Annotated in this window: 18 protein-coding genes; 5 read left to right on the top strand and 13 right to left on the bottom strand. The window is 44.5% G+C overall.

Annotation, left to right across the window (positions count from 1 at the left end; genetic code table 11):
- Nucleotides 1-40: 40 nt before the first annotated feature.
- Both RCO25_RS14215 and RCO25_RS14210 read right to left on the bottom strand, forming a co-directional pair.
- Nucleotides 41-2071 carry a glycoside hydrolase family 43 protein gene (locus tag RCO25_RS14215; RefSeq protein ID WP_308996807.1) on the bottom strand — a complete coding sequence of 677 codons (2031 nt, stop codon included), beginning with the start codon at nt 2069-2071 and terminating at the stop codon, nt 41-43.
- Nucleotides 2072-2363: 292 nt separating this feature from the next.
- Complete coding sequence (locus RCO25_RS14210; protein ID WP_308996806.1) at nt 2364-4649, bottom strand: glycoside hydrolase family 127 protein; 2286 nt, start codon at nt 4647-4649, stop codon at nt 2364-2366.
- A gap of 252 nt (nt 4650-4901) precedes the next feature.
- On the opposite strand from RCO25_RS14210, the gene RCO25_RS14205 reads away from it, so the two are divergent.
- On the top strand, nt 4902-5750 hold the full coding sequence (locus RCO25_RS14205; RefSeq protein ID WP_308996805.1) for an AraC family transcriptional regulator: 849 nt from the start codon (nt 4902-4904) through the stop codon (nt 5748-5750).
- Nucleotides 5751-5927: 177 nt separating this feature from the next.
- On the opposite strand, the gene RCO25_RS14200 is transcribed toward RCO25_RS14205, so the two are convergent.
- From RCO25_RS14200 to RCO25_RS14190, 3 genes are all read right to left on the bottom strand, one after another.
- Nucleotides 5928-7568, bottom strand: a complete 1641-nt coding sequence (locus RCO25_RS14200) for a response regulator (RefSeq protein ID WP_308996804.1) — start codon at nt 7566-7568, stop codon at nt 5928-5930.
- Nucleotides 7561-9309, bottom strand: a complete 1749-nt coding sequence (locus tag RCO25_RS14195) for a sensor histidine kinase (protein ID WP_308996803.1) — start codon at nt 9307-9309, stop codon at nt 7561-7563. The genes RCO25_RS14200 and RCO25_RS14195 overlap by 8 nt, the downstream gene beginning before the upstream one ends.
- Nucleotides 9310-9393: 84 nt before the next feature.
- Nucleotides 9394-11076 carry an extracellular solute-binding protein gene (locus RCO25_RS14190; RefSeq protein WP_308996802.1) on the bottom strand — a complete coding sequence of 561 codons (1683 nt, stop codon included), beginning with the start codon at nt 11074-11076 and terminating at the stop codon, nt 9394-9396.
- A 350-nt stretch (nt 11077-11426) separates the two neighbouring features.
- Here RCO25_RS14190 and RCO25_RS14185 point away from each other — a divergent pair, with 350 nt between their 5' ends.
- From RCO25_RS14185 to RCO25_RS14175, 3 genes are read left to right on the top strand one after another with little or no spacing between them, the layout of a single operon-like run.
- A complete protein-coding gene (locus RCO25_RS14185; protein WP_308996801.1) occupies nt 11427-13220 on the top strand; it encodes a sensor histidine kinase in 1794 nt (597 codons plus the stop codon).
- A gap of 12 nt (nt 13221-13232) precedes the next feature.
- A complete protein-coding gene (locus tag RCO25_RS14180; protein ID WP_308996800.1) occupies nt 13233-14816 on the top strand; it encodes a response regulator in 1584 nt (527 codons plus the stop codon).
- Nucleotide 14817: 1 nt separating this feature from the next.
- Nucleotides 14818-15783 (top strand): sugar ABC transporter substrate-binding protein, encoded by a 966-nt coding sequence (locus RCO25_RS14175; RefSeq protein WP_308996799.1) that lies wholly within the window; start codon nt 14818-14820, stop codon nt 15781-15783.
- A 91-nt stretch (nt 15784-15874) separates the two neighbouring features.
- On the opposite strand, the gene RCO25_RS14170 is transcribed toward RCO25_RS14175, so the two are convergent.
- From RCO25_RS14170 to RCO25_RS14135, 8 genes are all read right to left on the bottom strand, one after another.
- Nucleotides 15875-16657, bottom strand: coding sequence for a PhzF family phenazine biosynthesis protein (locus RCO25_RS14170; RefSeq protein WP_308996798.1), 783 nt, complete (start codon nt 16655-16657; stop codon nt 15875-15877).
- A gap of 120 nt (nt 16658-16777) precedes the next feature.
- Complete coding sequence (locus tag RCO25_RS14165; protein ID WP_308996797.1) at nt 16778-17941, bottom strand: benzoate/H(+) symporter BenE family transporter; 1164 nt, start codon at nt 17939-17941, stop codon at nt 16778-16780.
- The gene (locus RCO25_RS14160) at nt 17938-18273 is read right to left on the bottom strand and encodes a uroporphyrinogen-III synthase (RefSeq protein ID WP_308996796.1); all 336 of its coding nucleotides are present in this window, start codon (nt 18271-18273) and stop codon (nt 17938-17940) included. Before RCO25_RS14160 ends, RCO25_RS14165 begins: the two co-directional genes overlap by 4 nt.
- 164 nt (nt 18274-18437) lie before the next feature.
- A complete protein-coding gene (locus tag RCO25_RS14155; RefSeq protein WP_308996795.1) occupies nt 18438-19481 on the bottom strand; it encodes an ABC transporter substrate-binding protein in 1044 nt (347 codons plus the stop codon).
- 35 nt (nt 19482-19516) lie between these two features.
- The gene (gene yjfF / locus RCO25_RS14150) at nt 19517-20485 is read right to left on the bottom strand and encodes a galactofuranose ABC transporter, permease protein YjfF (RefSeq protein ID WP_308996794.1); all 969 of its coding nucleotides are present in this window, start codon (nt 20483-20485) and stop codon (nt 19517-19519) included.
- The gene (locus RCO25_RS14145) at nt 20475-21518 is read right to left on the bottom strand and encodes an ABC transporter permease (RefSeq protein ID WP_308996793.1); all 1044 of its coding nucleotides are present in this window, start codon (nt 21516-21518) and stop codon (nt 20475-20477) included. The genes yjfF and RCO25_RS14145 overlap by 11 nt, the downstream gene beginning before the upstream one ends.
- A gap of 2 nt (nt 21519-21520) precedes the next feature.
- Nucleotides 21521-23032, bottom strand: a complete 1512-nt coding sequence (locus tag RCO25_RS14140) for a sugar ABC transporter ATP-binding protein (protein ID WP_308996792.1) — start codon at nt 23030-23032, stop codon at nt 21521-21523.
- A 94-nt stretch (nt 23033-23126) separates the two neighbouring features.
- Entirely contained in the window at nt 23127-24176 is a 1050-nt protein-coding gene (locus tag RCO25_RS14135; protein ID WP_308996791.1) for an ABC transporter substrate-binding protein, read from the bottom strand.
- Nucleotides 24177-24533: 357 nt separating this feature from the next.
- Between RCO25_RS14135 and RCO25_RS14130 the strand changes: the two genes are divergently transcribed.
- Nucleotides 24534-25994, top strand: a complete 1461-nt coding sequence (locus RCO25_RS14130) for an MFS transporter (protein ID WP_308996790.1) — start codon at nt 24534-24536, stop codon at nt 25992-25994.
- The last annotated feature ends 52 nt before the right edge of the window (nt 25995-26046 follow it).

Raw genomic sequence — 26046 nt, 5'->3', positions numbered from 1 at the left:
CCGACTGGCGCCTTCCACGCTCGCTATTGGTTCAGTCAGCTTATTTACTAAACTGCCAGGCGCCAATTTTAAATAACTCCGTACCCGGCTTTCCATTAAACACGAAATATAGATCGTGAATACCCTCGGCACCCAAGACTTTCGTTTTCACTTCGACCCATTGATTCCATCCTTCCGTCGAAGGCACGGCAAGCGTTCCAACCAGCTTGCCTTCCGGATCATCCAAGCGCAGCTCTATGCTGCCGCCATCCTCCGCGCTCGCAACCCATGCCATAAACGAGGTTGCCCCGCTGCCGAAGTTTACTTTTGAAACCGCCGTCCAATCCCCGTTGCCAATATCGGAGACAGCCAGCTTAACGGACGTTTGCTCCTTATCATCCGTCAAGAGCGGCTGCGTGTTGATCCCTGCGCTCCACGCAATCGTCTCCGCTTCAACGCGGACAAACGGATTGAAATCCTTGATTTGCTCTACGCCTTTCATATCTGCGGCGATTTCCCCAATGGAACCGTCTTCGCTAAAGAGAACCTTGTTCAGATGAGTCGAACGATAGCCCTTTGGAACACCCATTGCTTTGGATAAGGTCTGCGCATGATAGGCAATGTACCAAGCGTCATGGAATTGGAAAATAACATGATGGTTATTGCCGCCAACCCCGAAGAAATGTCCCGGATTCTTTAATATCGTTCCGTGATACGTCCATGGTCCCATTGGATTGTCGCTCGTCATATAGGCAATCTCACCAGCCGGCGGGCTTCCTTCCGGACGGGCGCCATTGTAGAAATTCGAACAATAGGTGTAGTAATAAACGCCGTTGTATTTATTGATTCCGGCATCCTCGAACATAAAGGGTGCTGGTATTGAAGCCGCTTCGCCGACAACGCCAATCATATCTTCGCTGAGCTGCATGACGCGCGCGGTATTCGGCATTTCATCTTTCCCTTCCGGAACGCCCCCGCCGAAGTAGATATAGGCTTTGCCATCGTCGTCTACCAGCACGGCAGGATCGAAGAGCCAGGTCACATCCGCCGCGGCTGACATGGATCTCGAAATGAGAGGCTTACCGATCGGGTCCACCCACGGTCCGATTGGACTGTCGCTTGATAATACACCGATGCCGCTGGCATTATTGGCAAAGTATAAGAAAAACTTATCTTGTCCGTTAATGACTTTGTGGGCGGCTGCAGGCGCCCATGATTGCGTCGCCCATTTTGCCGCGCCTTCCGGGCCTGCCGCGTTGATCTCGCCGTGATCCGTCCAGTTCACCAAGTCATCGGAGGAAATGACCGACAGCTTGTTAATGTTGCCGTAACTATTGTCTTTAACGTTGCCATCCCCGTCATATTCCAGCACGTCGTTCGTATTGTACAGGTACACGCGATCCTTGAATACCAATGCATACGGATCCGCGCCGAATTTATGGGAGACAACCGGGTTTCCGTTCCGAGGAAGCTTCCCGATCGCCCCGGCAAGCGGAGCGAAGCTCACTTTGGAAACGGCACCGCTAACGTCATACGAGTCCGTTTTGTTGTCGGAGTAACCGATCTCCATGCTATTCACTTTAATTTCTTCATTCATGACTACTGTCAACTCCCGATTAAGTTTTAATCTGATGGTCGCCAATTCTCTGCTTGTGTCCGAATTCGCAAATGAAATAGCGGAATCATCCGTGTTATGGATATGAAGCTCCAACCGGCCGTTTACCGAATTAAACTCCACATTCGTTGCCTTTAGATTAGTTGAATTCGGAACAATGCTAACGACCTCGAATGCTGTTGGTATACGAGCGGTTGCGTTAATTCGATGAACTTCCCTATCATCCGGAAATTCATCTATTAATAGTTGAAAATCATAAACAATTCCCTTTTCGCTGCTAAGCACTACAGCGTCTTCTTTCAAATAAGCCTTTAACACGGCTGGCGTTTCGCTTCCCGCTGCTTCATGACTGCTTTCGCCCGTGTTCCTTTCCGAATTGGGATTGGAATCAAATGAACGAATTAGAATAAAGATCAAGGCTGCTGCCACGACCAAAGCCGCAGCCAGCAATAGAAATGGCTTCCATTTGACAAGCATGTTCCGCCAGCCTCCTGCCCTTCCTATATGTAAAAAGTGTAACGCTTACACATAGAGGCAACAACCTGCCGATTTCTGATAAATAACCTGTCAATTTATAGGTTTTTAGGTATGAACACAAGCGTAAACGGCTGTCGCCGTCCTCTGTGGCAAAAGCAGTCGTTTCGCGGAGATATATAAGCACATTTATATGTGAAAACATATAAATTCTTATATATTAAAGAAAACCTGTTGAGGTTTCTCAACAGGCTTAAGCGGCTGCAATGTCTATTTTTGCGTTATGATATTATTTTCAATCAATCGGTCTCATGGTCCGAAGGACGCCATAAATACCGTTCATTTTGTTATCAGGCTTGAACGTAAACTCGATAAAGTCTTGTCCGTTAATGAGTTCATCGGGAATCGGATAAAGCTTCGTGCTAAATTCGCGTTTGAAATGAGAAGACGAACGTTCGCTAACGAAGAGCTTGCCGTTTCCATAAATATGCATGACACGATCATTATTAACGGAGAAGTAAGTCACCTGAAGCAGATTTTGCTCACCTGGAACGATTTTCAATTGATAGCTGAACCATCCTCCAGGATATACGATTCTACCATTCTGTCCATCCCAAGCTCCGCCGACAGTGGCTTCCCCCGAAATCGCATGCTGCAGCTCATATTGATCGTTGCCAACCTGAACGCTGTCGATCGTAGCATCCTTAATTAACTGCTCCATTCTTGTTTTATTCAAATGCTGTTTTAATTCCTCGGATTCCGCATCTACAATGCTCCAGTAAATGCCGTAACGCTCTTGATGCTGTTTGTAATGAGGGGTAAAGACAAGCCGATCGTCCTCGTCTGTATTCACCAATCTAAATGCCAGCTCGCTGCTATCCTTCACAAGATGGCTCTCTATCCCTTCCAGCCATTGCTCCGGACTCTGTCCGGTCGGAATCAGAAAATCTTTGATCAGCATTTTGCGGGTGGGCACATTGACGATAACGCCCGTCTGGGCAATGCTTAAATCCTCCGTTCCTAGAGCAGCGCTTAGAACGACGGGTCCATACTGGAAGCCGACCACATTCTGATTATCCGGCAGACGAGAAACGATGATGTTCATCGGCAATCGCAATTCCAGCTTCTCGCCATGCTGCCAATTTCGCTTTATTACCATGTAATCGTCCTGACGGACAAAACGAATCGGTTCGCCATTTATGCTTGCTTCGATCGGTCCGCTTGCCCAATAAGGGATTCGTAGATAAAGTTCTAACGATCTGGCTTGCTGATCTGCCGTTTCAATCTTCAATGTGACTTGATCTTGATCAGGGATACCGGAACACTGGGTGAGAACCACCTGTTGCTGCTGCCAGTCCAGGATAGAGCTTGTATACTGCGTCACATAAAGCCGATTGTCCTTATGGAAGTAAATGCTGTCGTTAAGCTTCGTAAAGCTTTCCATCCCCGTACCTGTACAGCACCAGAAATGCTCAAAGGGCGAGCTGTAAATTTTGAAATAACCAGTCGCCATAGGCTGAAAATACATCGTCATCCCTGTTTCCGGATGCTGCGACGAGAGAATCGCGTTAATATAGGTCCTCTCGTAGAAATCTGTATATTTCTTGTCCCCCGTGAGCTTGAATAATTCGCGGGTTAATTTCAGCATGTTATAGCTGTTGCAAGTTTCGCAGGTGATATCTGTGCGTCTGCCGTTAAGCGAATCTGGCTCTCCAAAATGCTCCGACTCGCTATTTCCGCCGGTCATATAGCTGTGATGACCGACGACGATGTCCCAAAATTTCATTGCAGCCTCAAGGTAAAAACGCTCGTTTTCCCCGAGCACCAAGTAACGGTTCAGAGCTCCGATAAATTTAGGTATTGTCGTGTTGGCATGTTTCCCTTTCAGTATATCCCGGCCTTCTCTGATCGCTTCAAACAAGGGAAGCTCGTCAAATTTATGAGCTGCATCTAAATGCCCCTGACAGCCTGAAATTTTATACAAGTCATAAAGACAGTCATTCATGCCGCCATATTCAACCGAAAGTACAACCGCTTGCAGTTCTTCAGACCAACGCGAGGTCCGGGATGCTGCCCAATCGCCTAACCTTGTAACCGTATCGAATGCCGCTTGCGAATGAGTGGCATGGTACACCGAGATCAATCCCGCAATGGTTTTATGCATCGTATACCAAGGCACCCACGCTGGTTGTCTATTTTCGACGTTGTCGATCAACGTTTCAGGAAACGCCGAGAGATATCCGCTTTCGAATTGACAAAGCGATAATTCATAAATCATATAGGTTAGTCTATTCAGCATCTCCGGATCTTTGGTCTGGGCGTATGCCTGGGCGCATGCCGTCAAATAATGCCCGAGCGTATGCCCTCGAATTTCCGTATTTTCCCACCCGGGATACTTCTCAGCTTTGGGTTCCAATCCCTTGGTTTCCCTAAATCCGGCCAGCAGTCGGTCAGGATCGTAATCTTGTAAATATTGAAGCTCTTTTGTAAACGCGTTGGCTTGATAATCGCCGGTAAGTTTAACCTGGTCCAGTCCGAAATCCTGCAAGTTATCGAGCATAAGCTTAATCCCATTTATCATAAATCTCTCCCTTTCAAACACCCTCTAGTAAAATCACGCTAACCAACTTTAGATTATCGCTTCACACGTATACAGGTAAATGGCGAAAGGTTCGAATTAGTGTAAAAAAGTCATATGTTTGGATGATTTCAAAATGAATAAGTTTCAGCTATTACGATAACGAAACCACAATTGTTATAATAATTATTTATTGATATGATGAAATGAGCACCTATAATTAGGTGTCAAAAGGTTAGCTAAAGGACGGTACAAATGAACAACTACACGATAAATATTGCAAAACCAGTGCAGCTCACAATGACAGGAAAGTTCGTCGCGCCTTCTCCCGATTGGAAACATATGAGCAGAATGCTGATGGATTACGAGCTGTTCGTACCGATTAAGGACACTTTGTACATAGCGAATGATCAAGAGCAATATGAGCTGCGGGAAGGTGATTATCTGCTTATGCCTCCCCGAAGCAAGCAGTTTGGTTACCTAGAGTCCGACTGTTGCTTTTATTGGCTGCATTTCATTGCAGAAGGTCAGCCCGAGCTATCATGTAAAGTCGAATCGTCCGATTGTCCGCCGGGACATATTATTATTCCTGGCAGCGGTAAGCTGCGCAATAAGGATAAATTAATCGTGATGATGAAACAACTGCAAGACTCCATTCGAAGTTACCAGGATCAAACGCTTAACAATTATTTGGCGACAAGTATTATGTGCGAGCTTTATAATCAAACTTTCGGTCAAAAGAAAATGACGCAACCGCAGCTGAAGAAGCAGCAGCTTTATAACGATATCGTGGATTACGTCAAGTGGAACCGTTTTGAACAGCTTCAGGTGTCGCATATTGCGGATCACTTCGGATACAATGCAAAGTATATTTCGCAAATGTTTTCGAAGATTTCTGGCGTTTCGCTCAAGCGGTTTATTTTACAGCAAAAAATGGATGCGGCCTCCTTCCTGCTGACCGACACCAATATGACGATCACGGAAATCGCATTGCAGCTGGGTTATTACGACAGTCATCATTTTATGAAATCTTTTAAGCAGCTGACAAATCTGACGCCAAGCAATTATCGGAACGCAGCTTCTAACCGGTTGCTGAATTATTAGTTCGCGCTTGAGCTTATCCAACAAGCGTAAACGGCTGTCGCCGTCCTTTGGCGGCAACAGTTCGTTTCGCGGTGAAATATAAGCTTATTTATAAATGTGAAACTTATAAATTCTTATATTTTAAAAAAAGACCGGAAGAGCTTATGCTCGTCCAGTCCTATTATCCATTTGATTCATTTATTGAATATCGTTTACGGATAAACTGTCGCGGTATTCTTGGGGTGTCAATGCCGTTGCTTTTTTGAAAAAACGGGTAAAAGAATGGGCTGCCTCGTAACCGACGAACGACGCCACTTCCCGCACCTTCAAATCTCCGTCTCTAAGAAGATCCTTAGCTTTCCTTAACCTGCATTTATCGATATACTCGGATAAATTAATTCCGCGTTCCTGTTTGAAAAAACGGGATAAGTATGACGGATTAAAATAATGGATTTCCGCCAGTCGAACCAAAGACAAGTCCTCGCTTAGATGCTCCTCGATAAATTGACATATCCGCTCAATGACATGAGAAGCTCTGTCTCGTTCATCCTTGCGCTTGAATTTAAATATCGCATCCGCGATTTGTTTAAGATATAGGAATCCCTCTTTCATGGAGGCATGATCATCGAGACGCATAAGCTTTCCGTTATCCTCGATTTGACTGTGCAGCCCCATTCGGTTGATGTAAGAGAGCAGGACAAGCGCGATTGAATAATACCCTTCGATCGTTCGCTGGACTTTTCCGTTTGCAAGCAGCATGGACCTCGACATTTCTTCCAAATCCTCAAAAAATTCCGCCGCCCTGCCTGCCTCAAGATGCGCCTCCATGATCTCGGCTTTATGGCTCGGCACAAATCCTTCTTTAATAGAAGAGCTATTGTATTGATCGGAACGGTCCATCAAGATCATGGAAATGCCGTCGCCGATTTTTAACTGCTGAAGCTGTCGAAGCCTCTCATACTGCGGAGTTACGTTTCCCCATTCACAAGAAGCACCGCTTATCGTAAAGCCTATCGTCAAACCAAGGGATGCAAGACATGCTTCTTGTATCAGCTCCAGCGTTCCCTCCAAATAGCGCATGAAATGATTGTTGAACTTCTCCTCGGAGTGCAGCGATGTCTGAATGAACCATACGATGTCACCGTACTTATCCACGATTCCAATGCTGCGTGTCTGATCCGTCATAAAGGAATTCCATATGATTCTAGACGAAGCAAGGATTTGGCTTCTTTCGGTATAGGAAGCCCCAGCGGGATACGATAAGCGGCCAAGGGCCAGCATGACTGGCGCTTTAGGATCTACACTAATATTTAATTTGTCAAAATCTTGGACTAACACTTCTTGATTCTCATAAAAACCATGACTCTCTTGCAGGAAAAGCCTAAAGTAATCCCCCTGCGCCATAAATTCAAGCGTATCCTTCTGTTCGCGGGACTGCTCCAATAATTCATTCATTTGAATGCCGTGATTTAATTCCTGCATGACCTCTTGCACGGTTTGGGTTACCTTCGCGTACCCTTCCGTTTTCAACAAATACCGGACATTTGACATTTGAATAGCTTTATAGGCATAGTCGAATTCACTGTATCCGGTGAGAAAAATGATTCTGCATCTTGGCCAATAGGTTTGAATTTCTTCGGTTAACTCCAAACCGCTCATCCCTGGCATGCGAATGTCGGTTAGAACGATATCGATTCTCGTACGGGACATCCAATTTAGCGCTTCTTTGCCGGAATAGGCTTTACAAATATCCAGCGTTTCCGGCATTAGTTGATTAAACACCTCGTATAGACCATCCGTAATAATTTCTTCATCATCGACGATTAACAGTCTATACATCCCAAATCTCCTCCTGCAGCTTGATTTTAATGATGACTTTCAAGCCGTTCAGCTCGCTCCTTGATAGATTCAAGCCGCTGCCTTCCCCGTATGTTAAAACAAGGCGTCGATGAATGTTGATCACGCCCGTCATTTCATAGGATTCGGCGGAAGGATCCAGCCGCTCCCTTAACGCTTCAATCTCGGAATCACTGATGCTGTCTCCGTTATCCTCTACAATGATTCGAGCCTCGGCATAATCCATCTCGAATGAAACGCGAAGCAAGCCTTCCTCTGTCATTTTCTCGAGACTATGCTCGTAAGCGTTCTCGATAATGGGCTGAATGATTAATCTTGGAACCTTGATTTGTTCCATTTCCTTTGGTAAGTCATCAAATTGCACTCGAATGCGTCTTGAGAATCGGAGTTTTTGTATTTCCGTATACATTTGGGAGTGTCTCGTTTCTTCCGACAATAAAACATGGTCTTCCCCGTTTCGTGTAATAAACCTGAAATACTCACCAAGCATATTGGTAAATTGTTCGATCCGATCAATATCCCCGGTTTTGGCCAATGAGTTCAGAATGAAGAAGCTGTTATACAGAAAATGCGGGTTAATCTGAGATTGCAGCTGCTTTAGCTCCGCCTTTTGCATCATCATTTTTTGTTTAAAATCCTGATCAATAAGGCTTTGCAATTTCGTAAGCATATGGTTGAATCTTGTATACAAATAGCCAAATTCATCTTTCTGTTCGTGTTCGATTCGAATGTTTAATGCACCTCCTTCCATCCGTTTAAAGCTCTGGACGAGAGACAGCAGCGGTTTATGGATAATCTTATAAGAAGAATAGGAAAAGATAACAACTGCAAAAAATGACGTTATGGCGAACACCCAGGCCCATCTATAAAAAATGCTCAATGGTCTTTTAACCGTTTCTTCAGGTAAATACGTAGCGACGGTAAGTCCCAGTTTCTTGGAATAGGTTTTGTTAATATGATATTTTTTGCCGTTCATATTCAATAAATAGGTGTTGTCGCTTGATGCATTCGCTGCGTCTACTCCGTCCTGGTTAATAGGGTTTGATTCTTCATGGCTCATTAACGTAAACCCTGTCGTAACCGAAGTCAGAAAAGAGCCGCTGTCCGGATAAATGTTGATCTGTTGTAAAGAATCCCTTAGCCTCTCCGTGTCCAATTCGATCTCGACAAGGAATAAAGGTTCCTCTCCCTTTTTTCCGCTTTGTTTAGAGGCACTGAGATGAAGCGTATTATTCCAATTAATAAGCCGATTTTCATTTCCTCCGGCACTGGAACGAAAATAATCGAACCTATCAGTGTCAAAATCATAGATCGCATTAACCGCCGAAACCGTTTTGTTAATCGTACGGATATGCACATAGATATCTTTAATGTATGGACTGTTATTTTGAAATGAAGTAAGCCGATGCAGCAAGTAGTTCAAACTTGACCTTCTTTCTGCGTTGTCCATCATCCCCCAAGTGGCAGCGAGCCTATTCAGCTCGCTATCCTCCAAAATATCGAATTGCTGAAGCTCCATCCACACGATTTCACGGTTTAAACCTTCTAAATAATAAGTCAGCTGCTTAACGGTAGCTCTCGATATATCTTGGCTTGCATTTTTGTAACTCCAGTTATATAGATACACCCCTAGTAATATGATGGGGAGTATCACGATGAGATAAGTAAATACCAGCCGAACGAAGATTGTATTGCGTATTGATATGGCGGGAAATTTAAGCAAGAAAACGCCTCCGTAGCCGCTTTAAAGTATGATTAAATTGTTTATGCTGATAGCAGACAAAGCCAGAGGTTGTCCACCTTATCTTCACTTGCTGTCTCTTCCTGCAAACCACTGATTTACCTCTGTTGTCATCTTTTCCCCGCCCAACTTATGCCATTCTTCAACAAATTGATCGAATTCGTCGATGGGCCTGCCGAGAATGATATTAACAAAAGTCTCGTGTTGAAGATTATCCAGAATGGCTTGTTTCTCAATCATCGTTTCCGTGGGGGCTCCAACAAAATTTTCATACAATAGCTGGTTATTCTTTTCGTATTGGTCTAGTATCGCAAAGGCACCTGAAGGACCGTATGTCCGTTCCCAGCCCCACCCTGATTCTTTATTTACATTTCCGGCCAAATAATTATCGATGTTCTTTTGTATGGATCTGGCTTCGTCCTTTAACACGGAAGTATCCCCCGTGCGGCGAGCCTCTTCAAGTTGACGAAAAGCTTCAAGGTTTTTCCTTGCCGGATACGGGGTTACAGGAGAAAGCTGCCATACAGGAAACGGAGAGCTGTAGTAAGTCTCATATTCCGCTGTTTCCCCCCAATTTTTCTCAAGGTGCAGATTAAAAAGTTTAACGATAGCTTCGGGATGGCTATAACCTTTCCTTACGGCAAGGTACTGAGAGGTGCTGAATCTGAGCGGAACCTTCGGCGCTTCTCCCGTTACAGAAACGATTGGAAATGCCTGCCATTCCGAATTTGGATTATCTGCGCGGCTCGACTGAGCCAAAAACGACCCCCATTGCTCCCCGTACAGCATTCCGATCTTACCGGCAGCGACTTGCTTTTCCACTTTGACGCCGTCCTTTAAACCGAATTCACTATCGATTTGACCCTTTCGATACATATCTTGCAATGCTTTCAATGCGGTTTTCACTTCCGGTTGAATTCCACCAAACACTAGCTTCCCGGAATTATCCTTTATCCAAATATTTGGGAATGCATCATAGCCTGCCATGAATGCTGACAATCCCATCACTGGATCCCATAAGTGTTTCGTAACCGCAAGCCCTAGCGTGTCATTGCTGCCGTTCTGGTCCGGGTCTTTTTCTGTAAACGCTTTCGAAATAACAAGAACATCACCAATGGTTTTGGGCGGTTTCATACCAAGCTGATCCAGCCAATCCGTTCGGATCCATATAAACTGTGCACCTTCAATAGAGGAATTCGTTTCAGGAATTCCCATCAGCTTACCATCGATCGTTGCCGTATCGAAAGGGCCGGTTCCTTCTTGGCTAAGGATATTCTTTGTAAGCTGAGAGGCATATTTCTCATACACTTTAGATAAATCTTGTATCAATCCTGCGTTACTGAGCAGTCTTAACTGCTGTGCGTTGACCCTGACTACGTCAGGTATATTTCCCGAAGCAAGCGCAACGCCTAGTTTCTGACGGTAGAGATCGCCCTTAGCGATCCAATCATACTTTATTTTAATACCCAATACCTGTTCATAGAGATTGCTCCAACTGTTATCCTCCAAGGTTTGCCCCGGAAATTGGCTAATTAAATTATCCAAGCTATCACTGGTTTCTCTAACAAATGTGACATCAATAGGAGGGTTATATTTGCTTAACGCGATGTCTTGATAAACTACTACATGTTCGGTCTCATCTGAAATTTGGTTATTCGTACTGCCGCTTTGACTGCATGCCGATAAAATTTGAACAGACAATAATGCAGTAAGCAAAAGCTTGGCCTTATTTATTATGGGTTCCCGCAACAGTTCTAACCCCATTTCACATATATTGATAGCGACCAACTGTATCATTATAATTATCCAAATTGGATCCTGATCATACAAGACACATATCTTTATTTCGTTACCCAAACTTTACTGATTTATTAAAACACAATTTCCAATAAAGGTATTTTTTTCAGCAGTTGATCAATTGATCGTTCTTGAACTATTATAGATTTGGCCCTCTTCTTTGTGTCGGTATCGAATGTGTACAATTTTATTTAAAAGTTGCATTTTTAATCGACAATTCCATTTCCCCCTTTCAACTCACTGATTTTGATATATGATGTAATTGCAATATGAGTTTAAGCTTTATAGAAAGGAAAAAGAGTATGAAGCTCATACGACGTATTACATCGAGCCTGCGTGCGAAGCTGCTGGTGATGTTCATTATTTTGACATCAATCCCGCTGCTCGTGGTTGGTCTTGTATCCTATCAAAAGTCTTATCATACCGTATCCGATCACAGTAAGGCCTCCACAATACTTGTCGCGGATCAACTCGTCCGAAACATCGATGTGCTTTTTCAGGATACGCAAAAGCTGCTAGAACTCGGAAATAACCCGAAGGTTCTTCATTTTCTTATCTCGCAATCCGAAACAAACGCGGAGGCCAAAGAAATCGTTCGTACCTTTGAAATGTACCGTGATACGTACAAATACGATAGCGTACTGAACATACAAATGGTTAATCTCTATGGTAAAGGAATCAGTGAGCGTAGAGGACTTTTTCAAATTGACCATAATCCTCTCAGAAATCCGCATTTTGTTCAATTGACGAATGATCCGGGTCTTGTACTAAAGGTACCTCCGTCCTCTTCCTCCGAGTTCGATCGGTTGGACGGCTTTACATACCCAGACAAAAGTGTCATTTCCATTATCGCACCTATCCAGCAGCGTATTACAAACGAAGTGATTGGTTTTATCGTCATCGACCTTGATGACTCCATTATTGAACAATTTTGCGATAATGTCACCATTGGAAAAACAGGCTTCTTCTATGTGCTGGATCCACAAGGAGTCCCGATTTTCAAGCCTTCCGCCGGTGAACAGATCAACATTCCTGCGGGGAATGGAATGCCCAATCAGTTTACTGATACTTCTGGAAGCTTCGTCCAAAAAATTGATGGGAATAAGAACCTCGTCGTCCATGTGAGATCGCAGACAACGGATTGGACCATCATCGGCATGGCACCATTGCGGGAAATCATTTTCGAAGCGAATGAAATTAGGATGCTGATCATTGCTAGCGTAATTCTTAGCGCGGTTTTTGCAATTGCCATTTATATCTCTCTGACACAACGGCTGACTCGACCCATTCAGATCCTGAAAAATAAAATGAAGCAAGCCGCGAGCGGCTATCTGGAAGCAAAGGTAAAGCCGGCTGGTCATGATGAAATTACAGATCTAAGCAACAGCTTTAATATCATGCTGGAAAATATTAAGCTGCTTCTAGAAAAAAGTATTCGCGAACAAGAACAAGTTCAGAAAGCAGAACTGCGAATACTGCAGGCGCAGATTAATCCGCATTTTTTGTATAACACGTTAGAATCCATCATCTGGATGGCTGAAGCAGGCAAAAATGAAAGCGTAATCAAGTTAGTGAAAGCACTCTCTCGCTTTTTCCGGCTTACGCTCAACAAAGGAAGAGAATGGATATCATTGAAGACCGAACTGGAGCATGTACAAAGTTATTTAACGATTCAGCAAATGCGCTATAGGGACATCCTCTCCTATGAAATTGACGTCCCTGCCGAGCTGCAGGTTTATCCGATGCTTGGCATGACCCTGCAGCCTCTGGTCGAGAATGCTTTGTATCACGGCATCAAAAACAAAAGAGGCATGGGAAATATTCGAATAACCGGTTATGTCGAGAATGAGAGAAATATTATTCTGAACGTCGAGGATAACGGTATAGGCATCAAACCCGAACGGTTAGCCGAGCTAAGACGTCAGCTTGAGCGGCCAAAAGACGCCGAGCTGCCAGATGGACCCGGCGAAGGAGGGTTTGGTTTAAATAATGTGCATCAAAGGCTTCGTCTTTATTTCGGCGATCATTACGGCTTGCAATTGGATAGTATCGAAGGAGAAGGGGCGCGGATCTCCCTCCGCATACCAAAGAAATAAGGAGGCAGCACCATGAAAAAAGTGATGTTGATTGATGATGAAATCTTAATTAGAGAAAGCATTAGAAATTGCGTGGATTGGGAGCAAGAGGGTTTCATCTACTGCGGCGATGCCCCCGATGGGGAAATGGCACTGCCTCTAATCGAAGAATGGATGCCGGATATTTTAATTACCGATATTAAAATGCCTTTTATGAACGGACTAGAGCTTAGCACGATCGTTCGTCAGCGTATGCCGGATATCAAAATAGCTATTCTTACGGGACATGACGAATTCCATTATGCCCAGTCCGCTCTACGAATCGGCGTTGAGGATTATTGCCTTAAGCCTGTTGGCGCGTCGGATTTGATTGAAATGCTGCACAAAATTAGCAGAAGAATCGACAAAGAACGCCAAGACAAGAAGAAGTTAACTTATACGAGTGATAAATTGCTTTCCGACCTGTGCGGCGGCCTGATCAGTACCTCAGATGCAATTGAAACCTCAGGCAATATTTCAATTAATTTAATTGCTCGCTATTATGCAGTTGCCATCATTGACATTCGAGTTCATGAATCCGAAGAATCGTTACGTACTGAGCAAGTGGAGCATGTCCTTAAAGAACGAATGGAAAGATTGATTACCGGCTTTTCTTACAAACGCAACCGATCGGACATGATTTGGATTATCAAAGAAAACGATAAAACGGCCATATCCGAAGCAATGAACATCATTGTCAATAAGCTCCGATATGAGCTGCAGGAACTATTCAACTGCGATCTGTCTATAGGGGTAGGAAGCATACAAGACCGTCTCCAAGGCATACACAGCTCATTCTTGGAAGCAGATGATGATAAAAACCTACAACGGCTTTCCAATCAAAACAAATTGGCATTTAAAGACTTTATTAAAGCATCTTCTATCAGCAATATCTTATTGGATCGCAACCTCTTCGTTGATTTCATGAAGATTGGAAGTTCCGTAAAGGCTGAACAATTCGTAAATGAATTCGCAGCCGAGCTCAGGGGCCTAGATTGGCAATCATCCATGTATGGATGCTATTTGTTAAACGATATTACACTGGAGGCCTTCCGTGTCGCAAAGCAAAGCTTCACGGCTTCAAACCATACCTCAGACACGATACAAGAGCTGCAGCAGCAGATTAGGGAGATTGCAAGCTGGGAAGATTGCGTGCAATATCTGCTTATTTTACTAGACCGTTTGTGGCTGTGGCGATCTAAAGGCTCCGATCAATACGGTGAGCTGATCGCCAGCGTCAAGCAATTCATTAATGAGCATTACAACGATGATCAATTATCACTACACGTCGTATCTAAACATGTCGGGGTCAGTCCCAGTCACTTAAGCAAAGTGTTCAGTCAAGAAACGAGCCAAACACTAACTGAGTATTTAACGCAATCCCGAATCCGCAAAGCGATGGAACTGCTTAAAACGACTCGCAGAAAAACGTTTGAAATCGCGTTTGAGGTCGGTTACCACGATCAGCATTACTTCTCTAATATTTTCAAAAAAGTAACAGGCATGACGCCCATGGAGTTTAGGCGCCAAGGCAGTACAAATGAGAAGATACATGTACCGGAAGACGGAGGAAAATAACATGCTGCTCCCTAAACGACGCAGTTGGTTTTTTATGTTCTTATTCCTTGCACTGTTTACAGTGAGCTGCCAGTCGGCTCCACCAACTAGCCTGGTGAACTCATCAGAGCCCAGCACCATACCATCCAATAGGGATCGCGTATTCGGTATCATCTTCCCAATGGCCATTCCAGCCTATGAGAAAATAACCGAGAATGCGGAGAACACTGCAAAAGCGGCAAACATTCGCCTGTTAGTCTCGGCTCCTGATGAAGCCAACCTGGAGCAGCAAATTCGCATTATGGAGTCGATGATTAAGCAGAAGGTTGACGGTATCGCTATCGCGCCCGTAAACCCAGAAGCACTTGCCCCCGTCATTAATAAAGCGGTAGAACAAGGGATTCCCGTCATTTGCTTTGAGACAGATTCCCCTAACAGCAAACGGCTCAGCTATATCGGCGCCGACAACTACGACACAGGCAGACAACTCGGTAAAGCAACGGATCTCCTGCTTGGTGGAAAAGGTATGGTCATGGTAGGAACGGGAATGTCGGAAATGTTTAGCCTAAAGGAGAGACTTGAAGGCCTTCTGGACTATTTAAATTCTGAGACTGAAATAGAAGTGTTGGAAGTTCGTTACAATGATGGTCGTGAAGATCTCGCCATTACGGAATTAGAAGATATGATTAACGCACATCCGCATTTCAATGCTTTCCTCAGCCTAGATTTCGTTTCCAGCTCTGCTTCCATTTTGATCTGGAAAGCATATGGGCTAAATCGGTATGTCCTTAGTATTGGATCCACACCTAATATCGAAGAAGCACTGCTTAATGGCCAAGTGACCTCTATTATTTCGCAATATGAAAATCAATGGGGTCGAAAGATCATAGAAGCTCTTATGAAAGTAAGTGAGGGCGAAATCATTCCAGAGATGATTGATACCGGGATTTTAAAACTTGAAAAAGGACCCCAGGATGATCAAAGATGAACTTAGGTTCACCTTTTATCCTTTTGGGGTCTTCCCTTAGCTGTTATATGTTTGTTGAATAATCTTTTCCCGATAGCTTATCTTCATCATCTTATGCAACATAAAGCTCAGCAATCGAATATAGTGCAGCCCGGCCACTAATCGTTACCCGGTCACCGGCAAGTTTGCAATACAGCGTACCGCCGCGTTTGGAGACCTGTCTTGCCGTCATTTCCTGCTTATTCAAACGCGCTGCCCAAAAAGGGATAAAATTGCAATGAGCGGAACCGCAAACGGGGTCCTCGTTGACATTTAATTTGGGGAAGAAGCATCGAGATACGAAATCATACTCATCACTTCTAGCAGTAACCAATACGCCCAGCCCTTCCGGCAGCCCAGCTAACTTGGAGAAATCCGGTTCCAGGTTAATGACATCCGACTCTGACTCCAATAAGAACATCAAATCCCGGCCAAGATAAGCTTCAGAAGGTCTGATTCCAAGAGCTTCAACCATCTGATCCGTTAATGGTTGTGTCTCCGGCATTCTGCTCGGGAAATCCATTTCGTACAGTTCCCCATTTCTTATTACCGTTAACTCTCCACTGAGCGTTTTGAATCGTATACGCTTGCTATCCGTATCATAAAAGTTAGTGATTACGTAGGCAGTTGCTAACGTTGCATGGCCGCACAAATCGATTTCGCCTCCTGGCGTGAACCATCTTAACCGATAAAGCTCGTCCTCTTCTTTGACCGCGAATGCTGTTTCGGAAAGATTATTCTCGATCGCAATCTTCTGCATAAGTTCTTCCGAAAGCCAAGCATCCATAACACAGACACCGGCTGGATTGCCTTCAAAAACGTTCTCGGCAAACGCATCAACGACATAATATTTCATATTCATCTACCTTCCTTACTTCATACTCCTGATAAGAGAATTGTAACAACATTCATTGTTTGCCATCAAATAAAAAATTGTATGACATTCAATTTTCTTATAAATCAAAGATAGGCGATCTTATCCTTCATCGGCATTTCTGCCCTCTCCAAGCCATTTCATTGTAAATATGCCGACGGCTAGACTCCAGACCGGAGCGGATATGCCCATAAAACTAACATTCGATACCGCGATTGCAAAGGTAAACACAGTGGAATAGCGGTACTCTGGCTTTGAGAAGGCTGACTGTATGCTTTTCATGAATACAGCCATTAAAGAAAAGCCAGTAATCATCCAGATAAAAGAAATAGGCAGTGTCTTAATAAACGCAATCACTTTCCACGCCATCAACCCGAACAACGCTACAAGCAAGCCTGATACAATAGCTGCAAAATATCTCTTTTCTTTTGGGCCAGCCTCATCACTGCTGCAGAGCATCGTCATCATCCCGCCTATGTTAACGGAGTGGCCACCGAACCAGCCAACGAGCGAAGCCGCTGCTCCTGTTACCGTTATCGTTCTCGCTGCGGAAGGCTCATATCCATTCTTCCTAAGCACCGCTAAAGCAACGAATATATCATTGCTAATGACTAGTAACGAAAGTGGCACCGAAAGCGACACAAAGCTGTTCCATGAAAATACCGGGGTAACCATATAAGGCAAGGAAAATGGGATATCATCGAATTTAGGTAAATCATAACCAATGAATAAAGCCAGCATCCCCAATCCGATCACGCCCAAAATCGGGGGGCATTTTTTGATCAGCTTTGGAAACAAAAAAAAGCCCGCCAATGCAAACATTCCAATAAAAGGCGTCTCTTTAATGGCAGGGATTATTTGTACAATATGGTTAAAAATCAATCCCGCAAGCATGGCATCCATTAACGCCACCGGAAGGAAGGCTAAAAGCTTTTCCCCTAAACCCGAAATCCCGAAAAAAGCGATGACCGCACCAGACATAATGGCTGCACCAGCCAACTCTTCAATGGAGAAATAGAAGATGGATGTGCTCAAAAAAGCTGCTGCCGTTATCGAATGCGCTCCGCCGAAAGGGATTTTATAGATGAAGGACAAACCAACATTCAGAAGTCCACCAAGAAAGTACACAGAAAACATCCAGGAAATGAGCTCCGGGTTAGTAAATCCTGCTTTCAAAGCGCTGTTAATGATGAGAACGGCGCCGCCGGTGCTAGCAAGCAGCGCAGATAAAATTCCAGTCAGGAGATGTTCTTTATAAAGCTTCATCTCGTTAAGCTCGTTTGATTCTTGTAGTAATGCGAAAGCTCGATAATCATGGCGCCCATTCGTTCACTTTCAGGCACGATGACCAGCCCGGTTCCCGTTGTGAAAATGATCCAATCTGTCCCGCTTTCAACCAGATGGTTCAGATCACGCTCAACTTCCTCTTCTGCGGGCAGCAGCGTACCTTGTTGGGATCGAACAAGGGGATCCCCCCCTTGTCTATCAATAATTTCACTGAGTTCGCTTAGTTTACGGGAACCGGTGATAACAATTCGTTTTCCCTCCAGCGCCTTGGCCATTACGGATACTCCTCTCTCATCTATCATGCTATCCATTACAATGTATCCACTATGATAAAAGAAAAAGCGTTAAAACAAACCATCCAAAAGTGGAGTATTTACACCCATCCAATCTGTATCACCGAATAGACTCTCCTAGGCAAAAACAACAAAAAACCACTGAATTTCAAATCAGCGGTTTCACTTGTATTCATAAAAGTCTAATATTTCCTATTCTTCACTTCTGTCGCAGCATTCTCCTGGGTGTAGATATCTTCGGGCGGGATCATCCTTTTCGGAAGGGTTCTTCCCGCCATGATTTCCTTAGTAGCCTGCATGAGCAGGGGACCTAACAGCGGGTTACACTCCACAACCGCATTGATTTTTCCTTCTACCATCATTTCGAATGCTTGCCGTGTGCCATCTACCGATATGATAATAATATCCTCGCCAGGAATAAGTCCTGATTGTTCAATCGCCTCGATTGCGCCAATCGCCATGTCGTCATTATGTGAAAATAGGAGCTCGGGACGTTCGCTTCCCGCTTCCTTCAGAAACTCCCTCATCACTCTGGTTCCTTCCTTTACGGTAAACTCCGCCGGACGGCTCCAGATGATATCCATATCTTCTCTAATTGCAATGGCATCCCTAAAACCTCTCCCACGGTCGATAGAGGGTGTAGATCCTATTGTGCCTTCCAGCTCTGCAATGCGGATAGGTCCCGGATGATTGCGCATTTTATCAATAGCATACTTGGCCGCCTTAATTCCTTCCTCGTAAAAATCCGGCCCGATAAATGTAACATAAAGGGATGTATCCTCTACGTTAACGGATCGATCCAATACGACGACCGGAATTCCAGCCTCCTTAACCTCTTCCAAAATAGCTTCCCAACCGGATTGCACAACCGGGGCAACTGCAATGACATCCACTTTTTGCTTAATAAAGGCTCGAATGGCCTCGAACTGTTTTTCCTGAGACTGCTCTGCGTTTTCCATAATTAGTGTGATTCCTGCTTCTTCGGCCGCTTCGGTGATTGAAGCGGTATTTGCCCTTCTCCAATCACTTTCGCTTCCGAGCTGAGAAAAGCCTAGCTTGATTCTCTCCCCTAAACCATCAGTGGGCGTAATCGGAGGCGTCCACAGGTCCGTTTCCGTAATCGCATCATCCTTCGATACCATTCGTTCCGATTGTGCTCCCCACCAACAACCGCTGAGGAAAAAAACAAGCAAGGGAATACATATCCATTTTAAAATACTACGCATAAGTCCCCCTCGATCATGGAAGATCATATTAACGATTAAGCCTTTATCGTGGAGCGTCTTGCGCTGAGAACCTTCTGTAGAAGAATGAAAACGCAAAGCAGCAGACCAATAACGATCTTCGTCCACCAAGAGCTCAAAGTTCCTTCGAAGCTAATTATAGTTTGGATAACCCCCTGAATCAATACGCCAAAGAAGGTTCCTGCAATATAACCGACACCTCCAGAAAGCAGTGTTCCCCCGATTACAACCGCAGCGATCGTGTCGAGCTCGAGTCCTACTGCGTGCAGCCCGTAACCCGACAGCATGTAGAACGTGAAGACAACTCCGGCAAGGGCGGAACAGAATCCGCTTAACGTATAAACCATTATTTTTGTTTTGGCTACGGGCAATCCCATGAGCAAGGAAGATTGCTCACTGCCGCCGACTGCATACACATTGCGTCCGAAGCGAGTGTAATGTGCGACGTAGATAGCAGCTATCACGACGACTATAGCTATGATTACGCTAATCGATACAAAACTGCCGCCGGGCAATGGGATTTTGGTTTGCGCGACTGAAGTGTAAAAAGGATTATCAATCGTAATGGTGTTAACGCTTATCATGTAACAAAGACCTCTCGCTAAAAACATTCCAGCCAAGGTTACAATAAAAGGCTGGATTTTGAAATAATGAATAATGGCGCCCATCGCGTAACCGAATACGGATCCGATAATTAAGACTAGTGGAATAACCACTGCAGGCGGCCATCCCTGCTGCTGGATCAGACTAGCGGAAATCATGGTCGTTAAAGCGATGACCGAACCGACAGACAAATCAATGCCCCCGGATAAAATAACGAATGACATCCCTACTGCAACAATAAGAAGAAATGAGTTATCAATGAGAAGATTTAGCAGCACCTGAAGAGAAAAAAAGCCCGTATATCTAAAGGAACCTGCCGCAAACATAATAATGAATAAACCAAATGTAACTAAAATCGGGATGTATCTACGGTTAAGAAGCATGGCGTACGATCTCCTTTTCTGCAGGGTAATGCCTTGTTTTCCATCTCTTGACGATCGACTGCCGGAATGTTTCCGATTGAATCAAGCAAACGGCAAGTACAACAAAGGCTTTAACGACGAGTGTAATTTCTGGCGGTACCCCGATCATGTATATCGTTGTCGTCAGCGTCTGGATAATCAACGCGCCGATGATTGTGCCTGTCAGGTAAAAACGTCCACCATTCAGTGAGGTTCCTCCGATAACGACGGCTAGGATCGCATCCAGCTCATACCAGAGACCTGCATTGTTGCCGTCGGCGCTAGAAACGTTTGAGCTGAGCAGCAAACCCGCAATACCCGCGCATAAACCACAAAACACATAAACAGAAATGATAACGAAATTGGAACGGATACCGGCTAAACGACTTGCATTCGGATTAGAGCCGACTGACTCAATAAATATACCTAACGCCGTTTTTCTTGTTAACAAAGCAGCTATGACGAATATAAATAGGACTACAAATATAGAAAACGGAAGAGAAGCTAACGCACCTGTCCCTATATACGCATAAGTCGGACTGGAAACCGTAATAATTTGGCCGCTTGTAATCAACTGTGCGATACCCCGGCCGGCAACCATAAGGATAAGAGTAGCAATAATAGGCTGTATGCCAGCTCCCGCAACGAGAATGCCATTCCAAACCCCTAATACTAAAGAGAGGACGAGAGACATTCCAATTCCTGTTAACACAAGCGAAAGCGCATTTTGATCAGCCCCCTTGCTTATTGTCATACAGGTAACTGCTCCGGCGATGGCCACAATGGAGCCAACGGACAAGTCTATGCCTTTCGTTGCAATGACAATGGTCATTCCAATGGAAACGAGCATCAAAGGAGCTCCGAAATTTAAAATATCGATCAAACTGCCGTACAAATGTCCGTCTCTCATGACAATGGAGAAAAAGTCCGGAGAATAAAATAAATTAAATAAAAGCAATCCGCCTAAAACACTCAAAGGCCAAAATAGATGGTGTTTGAACATCCGTTTCATCATGTTTATCCTCCTGCGATGGTCTGCATAATTTCTTGCTGACTGAATTTTTCGTCTGTGATTTCCTTTACCTTGCGTCTGTCCCGCAGTACGGCTATGCGATTGCTAACCCGCAGCACTTCCTCCAGTTCAGAGGAAATAAAGAGAACCGACATTCCCTTCTTTGCGAGCGATAGCACAAGCTTCTGAATTTCCGCCTTAGCGCCTACGTCGATGCCCCTTGTCGGTTCGTCCAATATCAGCAGTTTAGGATCCGTCAGCAGCCATCTTGCCAGCAGCACCTTTTGTTGATTGCCACCGCTTAGGTTTTTAATGAGATGCTCCGGATTAGGAGGATTAATATTCAAAAGTTTAATATATTCGTTGGCGATTTCATCCTGACGCTTGCGGGAAATTGGCTTATGCCAGCCGCGAGTCGCTTGGAGAGCCAAAATAATGTTCTCTCTAATCGTTAAATCATCGATTATGCCCTCGGTCTTGCGGTTTTCCGAACAAAATGCTATCCCTTGTTCGATTGCTTTCCTAGGGGAATGAACCGCTTGCTTCGTCCCCGAGACAACGACTGATCCCACGTCGGGTCTGTCAGCTCCGAAAAATAAACGTGCGGCTTCCGTACGCCCTGACCCTAGCAAACCCGCGAGTCCAACTACTTCACCTTTATGGAGCTTCAAATCAAAGGGCTCTATCGCTCCCTTTCTCCCTGCCCCAGATGCTTCTACTACTAATTCATTCCTATGGGACTCTACCTCATTAGATAATTTTGGAAGGTCCTCGAGCAAATGAAGTTCTTTGCCAATCATCTTTGACACGAGTTCGATTCGAGGCAGTTTATTTGCCGGATACTCTCCAATAAATTCGCCGTTACGAAGGATCGTTATCCGATCTGAAATTTCGTATACCTGATCTAGAAAGTGCGTGACGAAAAGGATGGCTAGACCTTCGCTTTTCAGCTTTCTCATGATGGTGAACAATTGCTTTACTTCATTGCTGTCCAAGCTTGAGGTTGGCTCGTCGAGAATGAGCACCTTAGCCGATATGTTGAGAGCCCGCGCAATGGCTATTAACTGCTGAATTGCTACTGAATAGGCATGAAGAGGCTGTGTCACATCAATTTGCAAATGAAGACGATCGCGCAGAAGCTCTTCTGCCCTTCGGTTCATTTCCTTCCAAAGAATACGGCCGAATCTTCTTGGCTCCCTTCCAATAAAGATATTTTCCGCCACCGTAAGATTCGTGCATAAATTAACTTCCTGGTATACGGTGCTGATTCCGGCCTCTTGTGATTCATGCGGGTTTTGAACCGATATTTGCTTATTGTTCAAGAGAACCATGCCTTTATCGATGGAATAAACGCCCGTCAATACCTTAATCAGCGTTGATTTACCTGCTCCGTTCTCCCCCATCAAAGCGTGAACCTCGCCCGGGAATAAACGGAAATTCACGTTTGATAATGCTCGAACGCCAGGAAACCCTTTATGAATGCCCGTCATTTGCAGAACAGGTTGAAGCTCACTCAATGGATATCTCTCCTTTTCAAATGAGAAAGCCACTCTGGAGGCAGCATTCGGCTGGATCGAGTGACTTTCTCGCTTGATTTAAAATAAGTTTGAATTAATAAGCCCGTGTCGGCAAAGCCTCTTTCGCTTGCTCGGACGTAAAGGTTGACTCTTCCGTCACAATACGGGCCGGAATCTCCTTACCGTCCATAATATTTTGAACGGCTTCCATCAATTGAGGCCCTAGCAGAGGATTACACTCAACGATAAAATTGATTTTCCCTTCGCTTGCTGCCTGCATGCCGTCCTTAACCGCATCTACAGAAATAATCTTAATATCTACGCCTGGCTTAAGACCGGCAGCTTCGATTGCCTGAATGGCTCCAAGCGCCATGTCATCGTTGTGCGCATAAAGAACATCGATATCTTTATGGGCTTTCAAGAAGGCTTGCATAACTTCCTTGCCTTTCGCACGAGTGAAATCACCCGTTTGCGAAGCGATAACCTTTAGATTAGGATTTGTCTTAATCAATTCCTCGAACCCCGCTTTGCGGTCATTCGCAGGCGCCGATCCTGTCGTACCTTGAAGTTCTACGATATTGACCGGTTCTTGTGCATCCTTGTATTGATCAACCAACCATTGACCTGCTTTACGGCCTTCTTCCACGAAATCAGAGCCAATAAAGGTAACATAAAGCGATTTATCCTGCGAATCAACGGCGCGATCGGTCAGGACGACCGGGATGCCCGCGTCTTTTGCTTCTTTAAGAACCGTGTCCCAGCCCGATTCAACAACGGGGGAGAAGCCGATTACATCAACTTTTTGCTGGATAAATGAACGAATGGCTTTAATTTGGTTTTCCTGTTTTTGCTGCGCATCGGAGAATTTTAGATCGTAACCCACTTCACCTGCAGACTCTTGAATCGATTTGGTGTTTGCTGAGCGCCAACCGCTTTCAGCACCTACTTGCGAGAAACCAAGTGTGATTTTTTTGTCCCCGCTTGCTTTTACGGCATTATCGTTAGCAGCAGCTCCAGCCTCTGCATTCGTACCCGCGTTCTCCCCACCCGTATTACCGTTATTTGCATTACTCCCGCAAGCAGCGCTAAAAATCATCATGAGTGATAGAGCGACAGTCGCTCCTAGTTTTCTGTACCTTTTCATTTCTTCTTTCATCCCCTTTCGTTATCACCATCTCTGGTGTATGGCAATTATAAATCGCTTTCATGAAGTCGATATACGGAGGCCCTTTCGGTTTCCCTTTAAATTTTTTTGTTTTTTTTAGCAAGCGGTTAAAACTGTGTACTTTTTTATTCCAAACTTGTGTTTTTAGATTTCGATGGCGGAAAATAAAAAAAGAGCTGGCTAAGACGCGGTAAAATGGCGTCTTTGCCAGCCCTATTTCATTGGCGTTAAGTAATTTTTTTATTCATACACTTGCCTTAACCCTCCTATTTTACTTGCCTAATAAAATGTTAGAATAGAGTCATCCGTTAAAAATTTAAATTAGGAGCAGCCTAAGTGCGATCACATCCAATCTACATTTTACGTATAGCAGGCCTTTTTGATGGTATTTCATTACTGGTATTACTCAGCATCGCTATGCCCTTGAAATATATTTGGGGGATAGACGTAGCAGTCACGATTGTAGGCAGTATTCACGGCGGGATTTTCAGTTTATATACATTATCTATCCTTTATACGGCAATTCGAGTGAAATGGAGCCCTCTTTGGGCTGCCGCCTCATTAATCGCAGCGTTTGTACCATTAGGGAACTTTTTATTGGACTGGCAGTTGAAGAAGGCGCAGGTCAAATACAGTGTGAAGCCTTTTAACTATGCCCTGCTCGTTTACAGCATCGTGTTTTTTTCTTTTTTTGATTTATTCTCACAGCTGCCGGTCATGAGCACATTTGCGACTTCCGTCGGTGCCAGCTCGTTTATTGTAGGTTTTGTCATCGGGCTATATTCGTTAGCCAATACGCTTGGCAATATTTTATCCGGTATGATGACCGATAAGGTCGGGCCTTTCAAAATACTAATGGTCGGATTGCTGTTATCAAGCAGCGCTCTGCTGCTTTATCATTTTGTCGATCAACCATCATATTTGATCATTGTTCGGATCATACATGGTTTTGTCGCCGGATTAATTGTCCCAGCTGCGTTTACATTCTCTGCGAATACGACGATAAATGATCAGCAGGGGAAAAAAGTCGCCTTCACCGGTACATTTGTTGGACTAGCTGCAATTATCGGCCCTGCTTTCAGCGGCATTATGGCGAGTAAATCCTCCGTGCCTTTTGTTTTTACGTGGGTATCTATTATGGGTTTTACACTTGCCATCCTGTCCGCCATTTTTCTCAGCAAGTACAAAATATCGAAGAAAGAGAAAAACGAAACTATCGTTCCGTCATCGGGCTCGATTTTCAATGCAGGCGTTATAAAGGCTTACGGCGGCGCCTTTTTCTTAATGTTCTCACAAGGCGTGATCGCTTATTTGTTACCCTTGCATATTCAAACGCTTGGCTATGATTCGAAATTAAGCGGCACCTTAATGAGCACTTTTGGGATCATTGCCGTCCTAATATTTGCGCTTCCTACGAATCGTATCTTCGATCGTGTTGCCTCATCAAAAACGATGGCCATAGGAATCGGCTTAATGGGACTCAGTCAGCTGCTTATTAGCCAATCAACGACGACATTCGCACTATACTCCGTGTTAGGTCTTTATGGAGTAGGCTTTGCCTTCTTGTTTCCATCTATTAATACGATGCTCATTAACGCCACGCCAGCAGAGCTGCGCGGGAAAGCTTATGGTTACTTCTATGCCTTCTTCTCTCTTGGTGTTGTTGCCGGCTCTTCCGTGTTAGGCTGGCTGCCGTTCACCATTATTGAAGGGTTTACGTTTACAGGAGTCATCCTGCTGCTATTTGCCGTTTTCGTCTCCTTCAACAAGCAAAGAGCTGGAGCATTGAATCGCTAGCGAAAGGCTCCAAATTATAAGAGAGAAATCATCGCTTACCAACAACAAGAAG

The sequence above is a fragment of the Paenibacillus sp. LHD-38 genome (assembly GCF_031157315.1).
Lineage (GTDB): Bacteria > Bacillota > Bacilli > Paenibacillales > Paenibacillaceae > Pristimantibacillus.
This window is presented reverse-complemented; position numbering and strand designations above follow the sequence as displayed.

Bases quoted from the DNA above. Each gene is read 5' to 3' on its own strand.
- RCO25_RS14165 (WP_308996797.1), bottom strand. From the start codon at position 17,941: ATGAAGCTTTATAAAGAACATCTCCTGACTGGAATTTTATCTGCGCTG.
- RCO25_RS14210 (WP_308996806.1), bottom strand. From the start codon at position 4,649: ATGATAAATGGGATTAAGCTTATGCTCGATAACTTGCAGGATTTCGGA.
- RCO25_RS14185 (WP_308996801.1), top strand. From the start codon at position 11,427: ATGAAGCTCATACGACGTATTACATCGAGCCTGCGTGCGAAGCTGCTG.
- RCO25_RS14175 (WP_308996799.1), top strand. From the start codon at position 14,818: ATGCTGCTCCCTAAACGACGCAGTTGGTTTTTTATGTTCTTATTCCTT.
- RCO25_RS14160 (WP_308996796.1), bottom strand. From the start codon at position 18,273: ATGGATAGCATGATAGATGAGAGAGGAGTATCCGTAATGGCCAAGGCG.
- RCO25_RS14145 (WP_308996793.1), bottom strand. From the start codon at position 21,518: ATGATGAAACGGATGTTCAAACACCATCTATTTTGGCCTTTGAGTGTT.
- RCO25_RS14155 (WP_308996795.1), bottom strand. From the start codon at position 19,481: ATGCGTAGTATTTTAAAATGGATATGTATTCCCTTGCTTGTTTTTTTC.
- RCO25_RS14135 (WP_308996791.1), bottom strand. From the start codon at position 24,176: ATGAAAAGGTACAGAAAACTAGGAGCGACTGTCGCTCTATCACTCATG.
- RCO25_RS14180 (WP_308996800.1), top strand. From the start codon at position 13,233: ATGAAAAAAGTGATGTTGATTGATGATGAAATCTTAATTAGAGAAAGC.
- yjfF (WP_308996794.1), bottom strand. From the start codon at position 20,485: ATGCTTCTTAACCGTAGATACATCCCGATTTTAGTTACATTTGGTTTA.
- RCO25_RS14205 (WP_308996805.1), top strand. From the start codon at position 4,902: ATGAACAACTACACGATAAATATTGCAAAACCAGTGCAGCTCACAATG.
- RCO25_RS14215 (WP_308996807.1), bottom strand. From the start codon at position 2,071: ATGCTTGTCAAATGGAAGCCATTTCTATTGCTGGCTGCGGCTTTGGTC.
- RCO25_RS14200 (WP_308996804.1), bottom strand. From the start codon at position 7,568: ATGTATAGACTGTTAATCGTCGATGATGAAGAAATTATTACGGATGGT.
- RCO25_RS14170 (WP_308996798.1), bottom strand. From the start codon at position 16,657: ATGAAATATTATGTCGTTGATGCGTTTGCCGAGAACGTTTTTGAAGGC.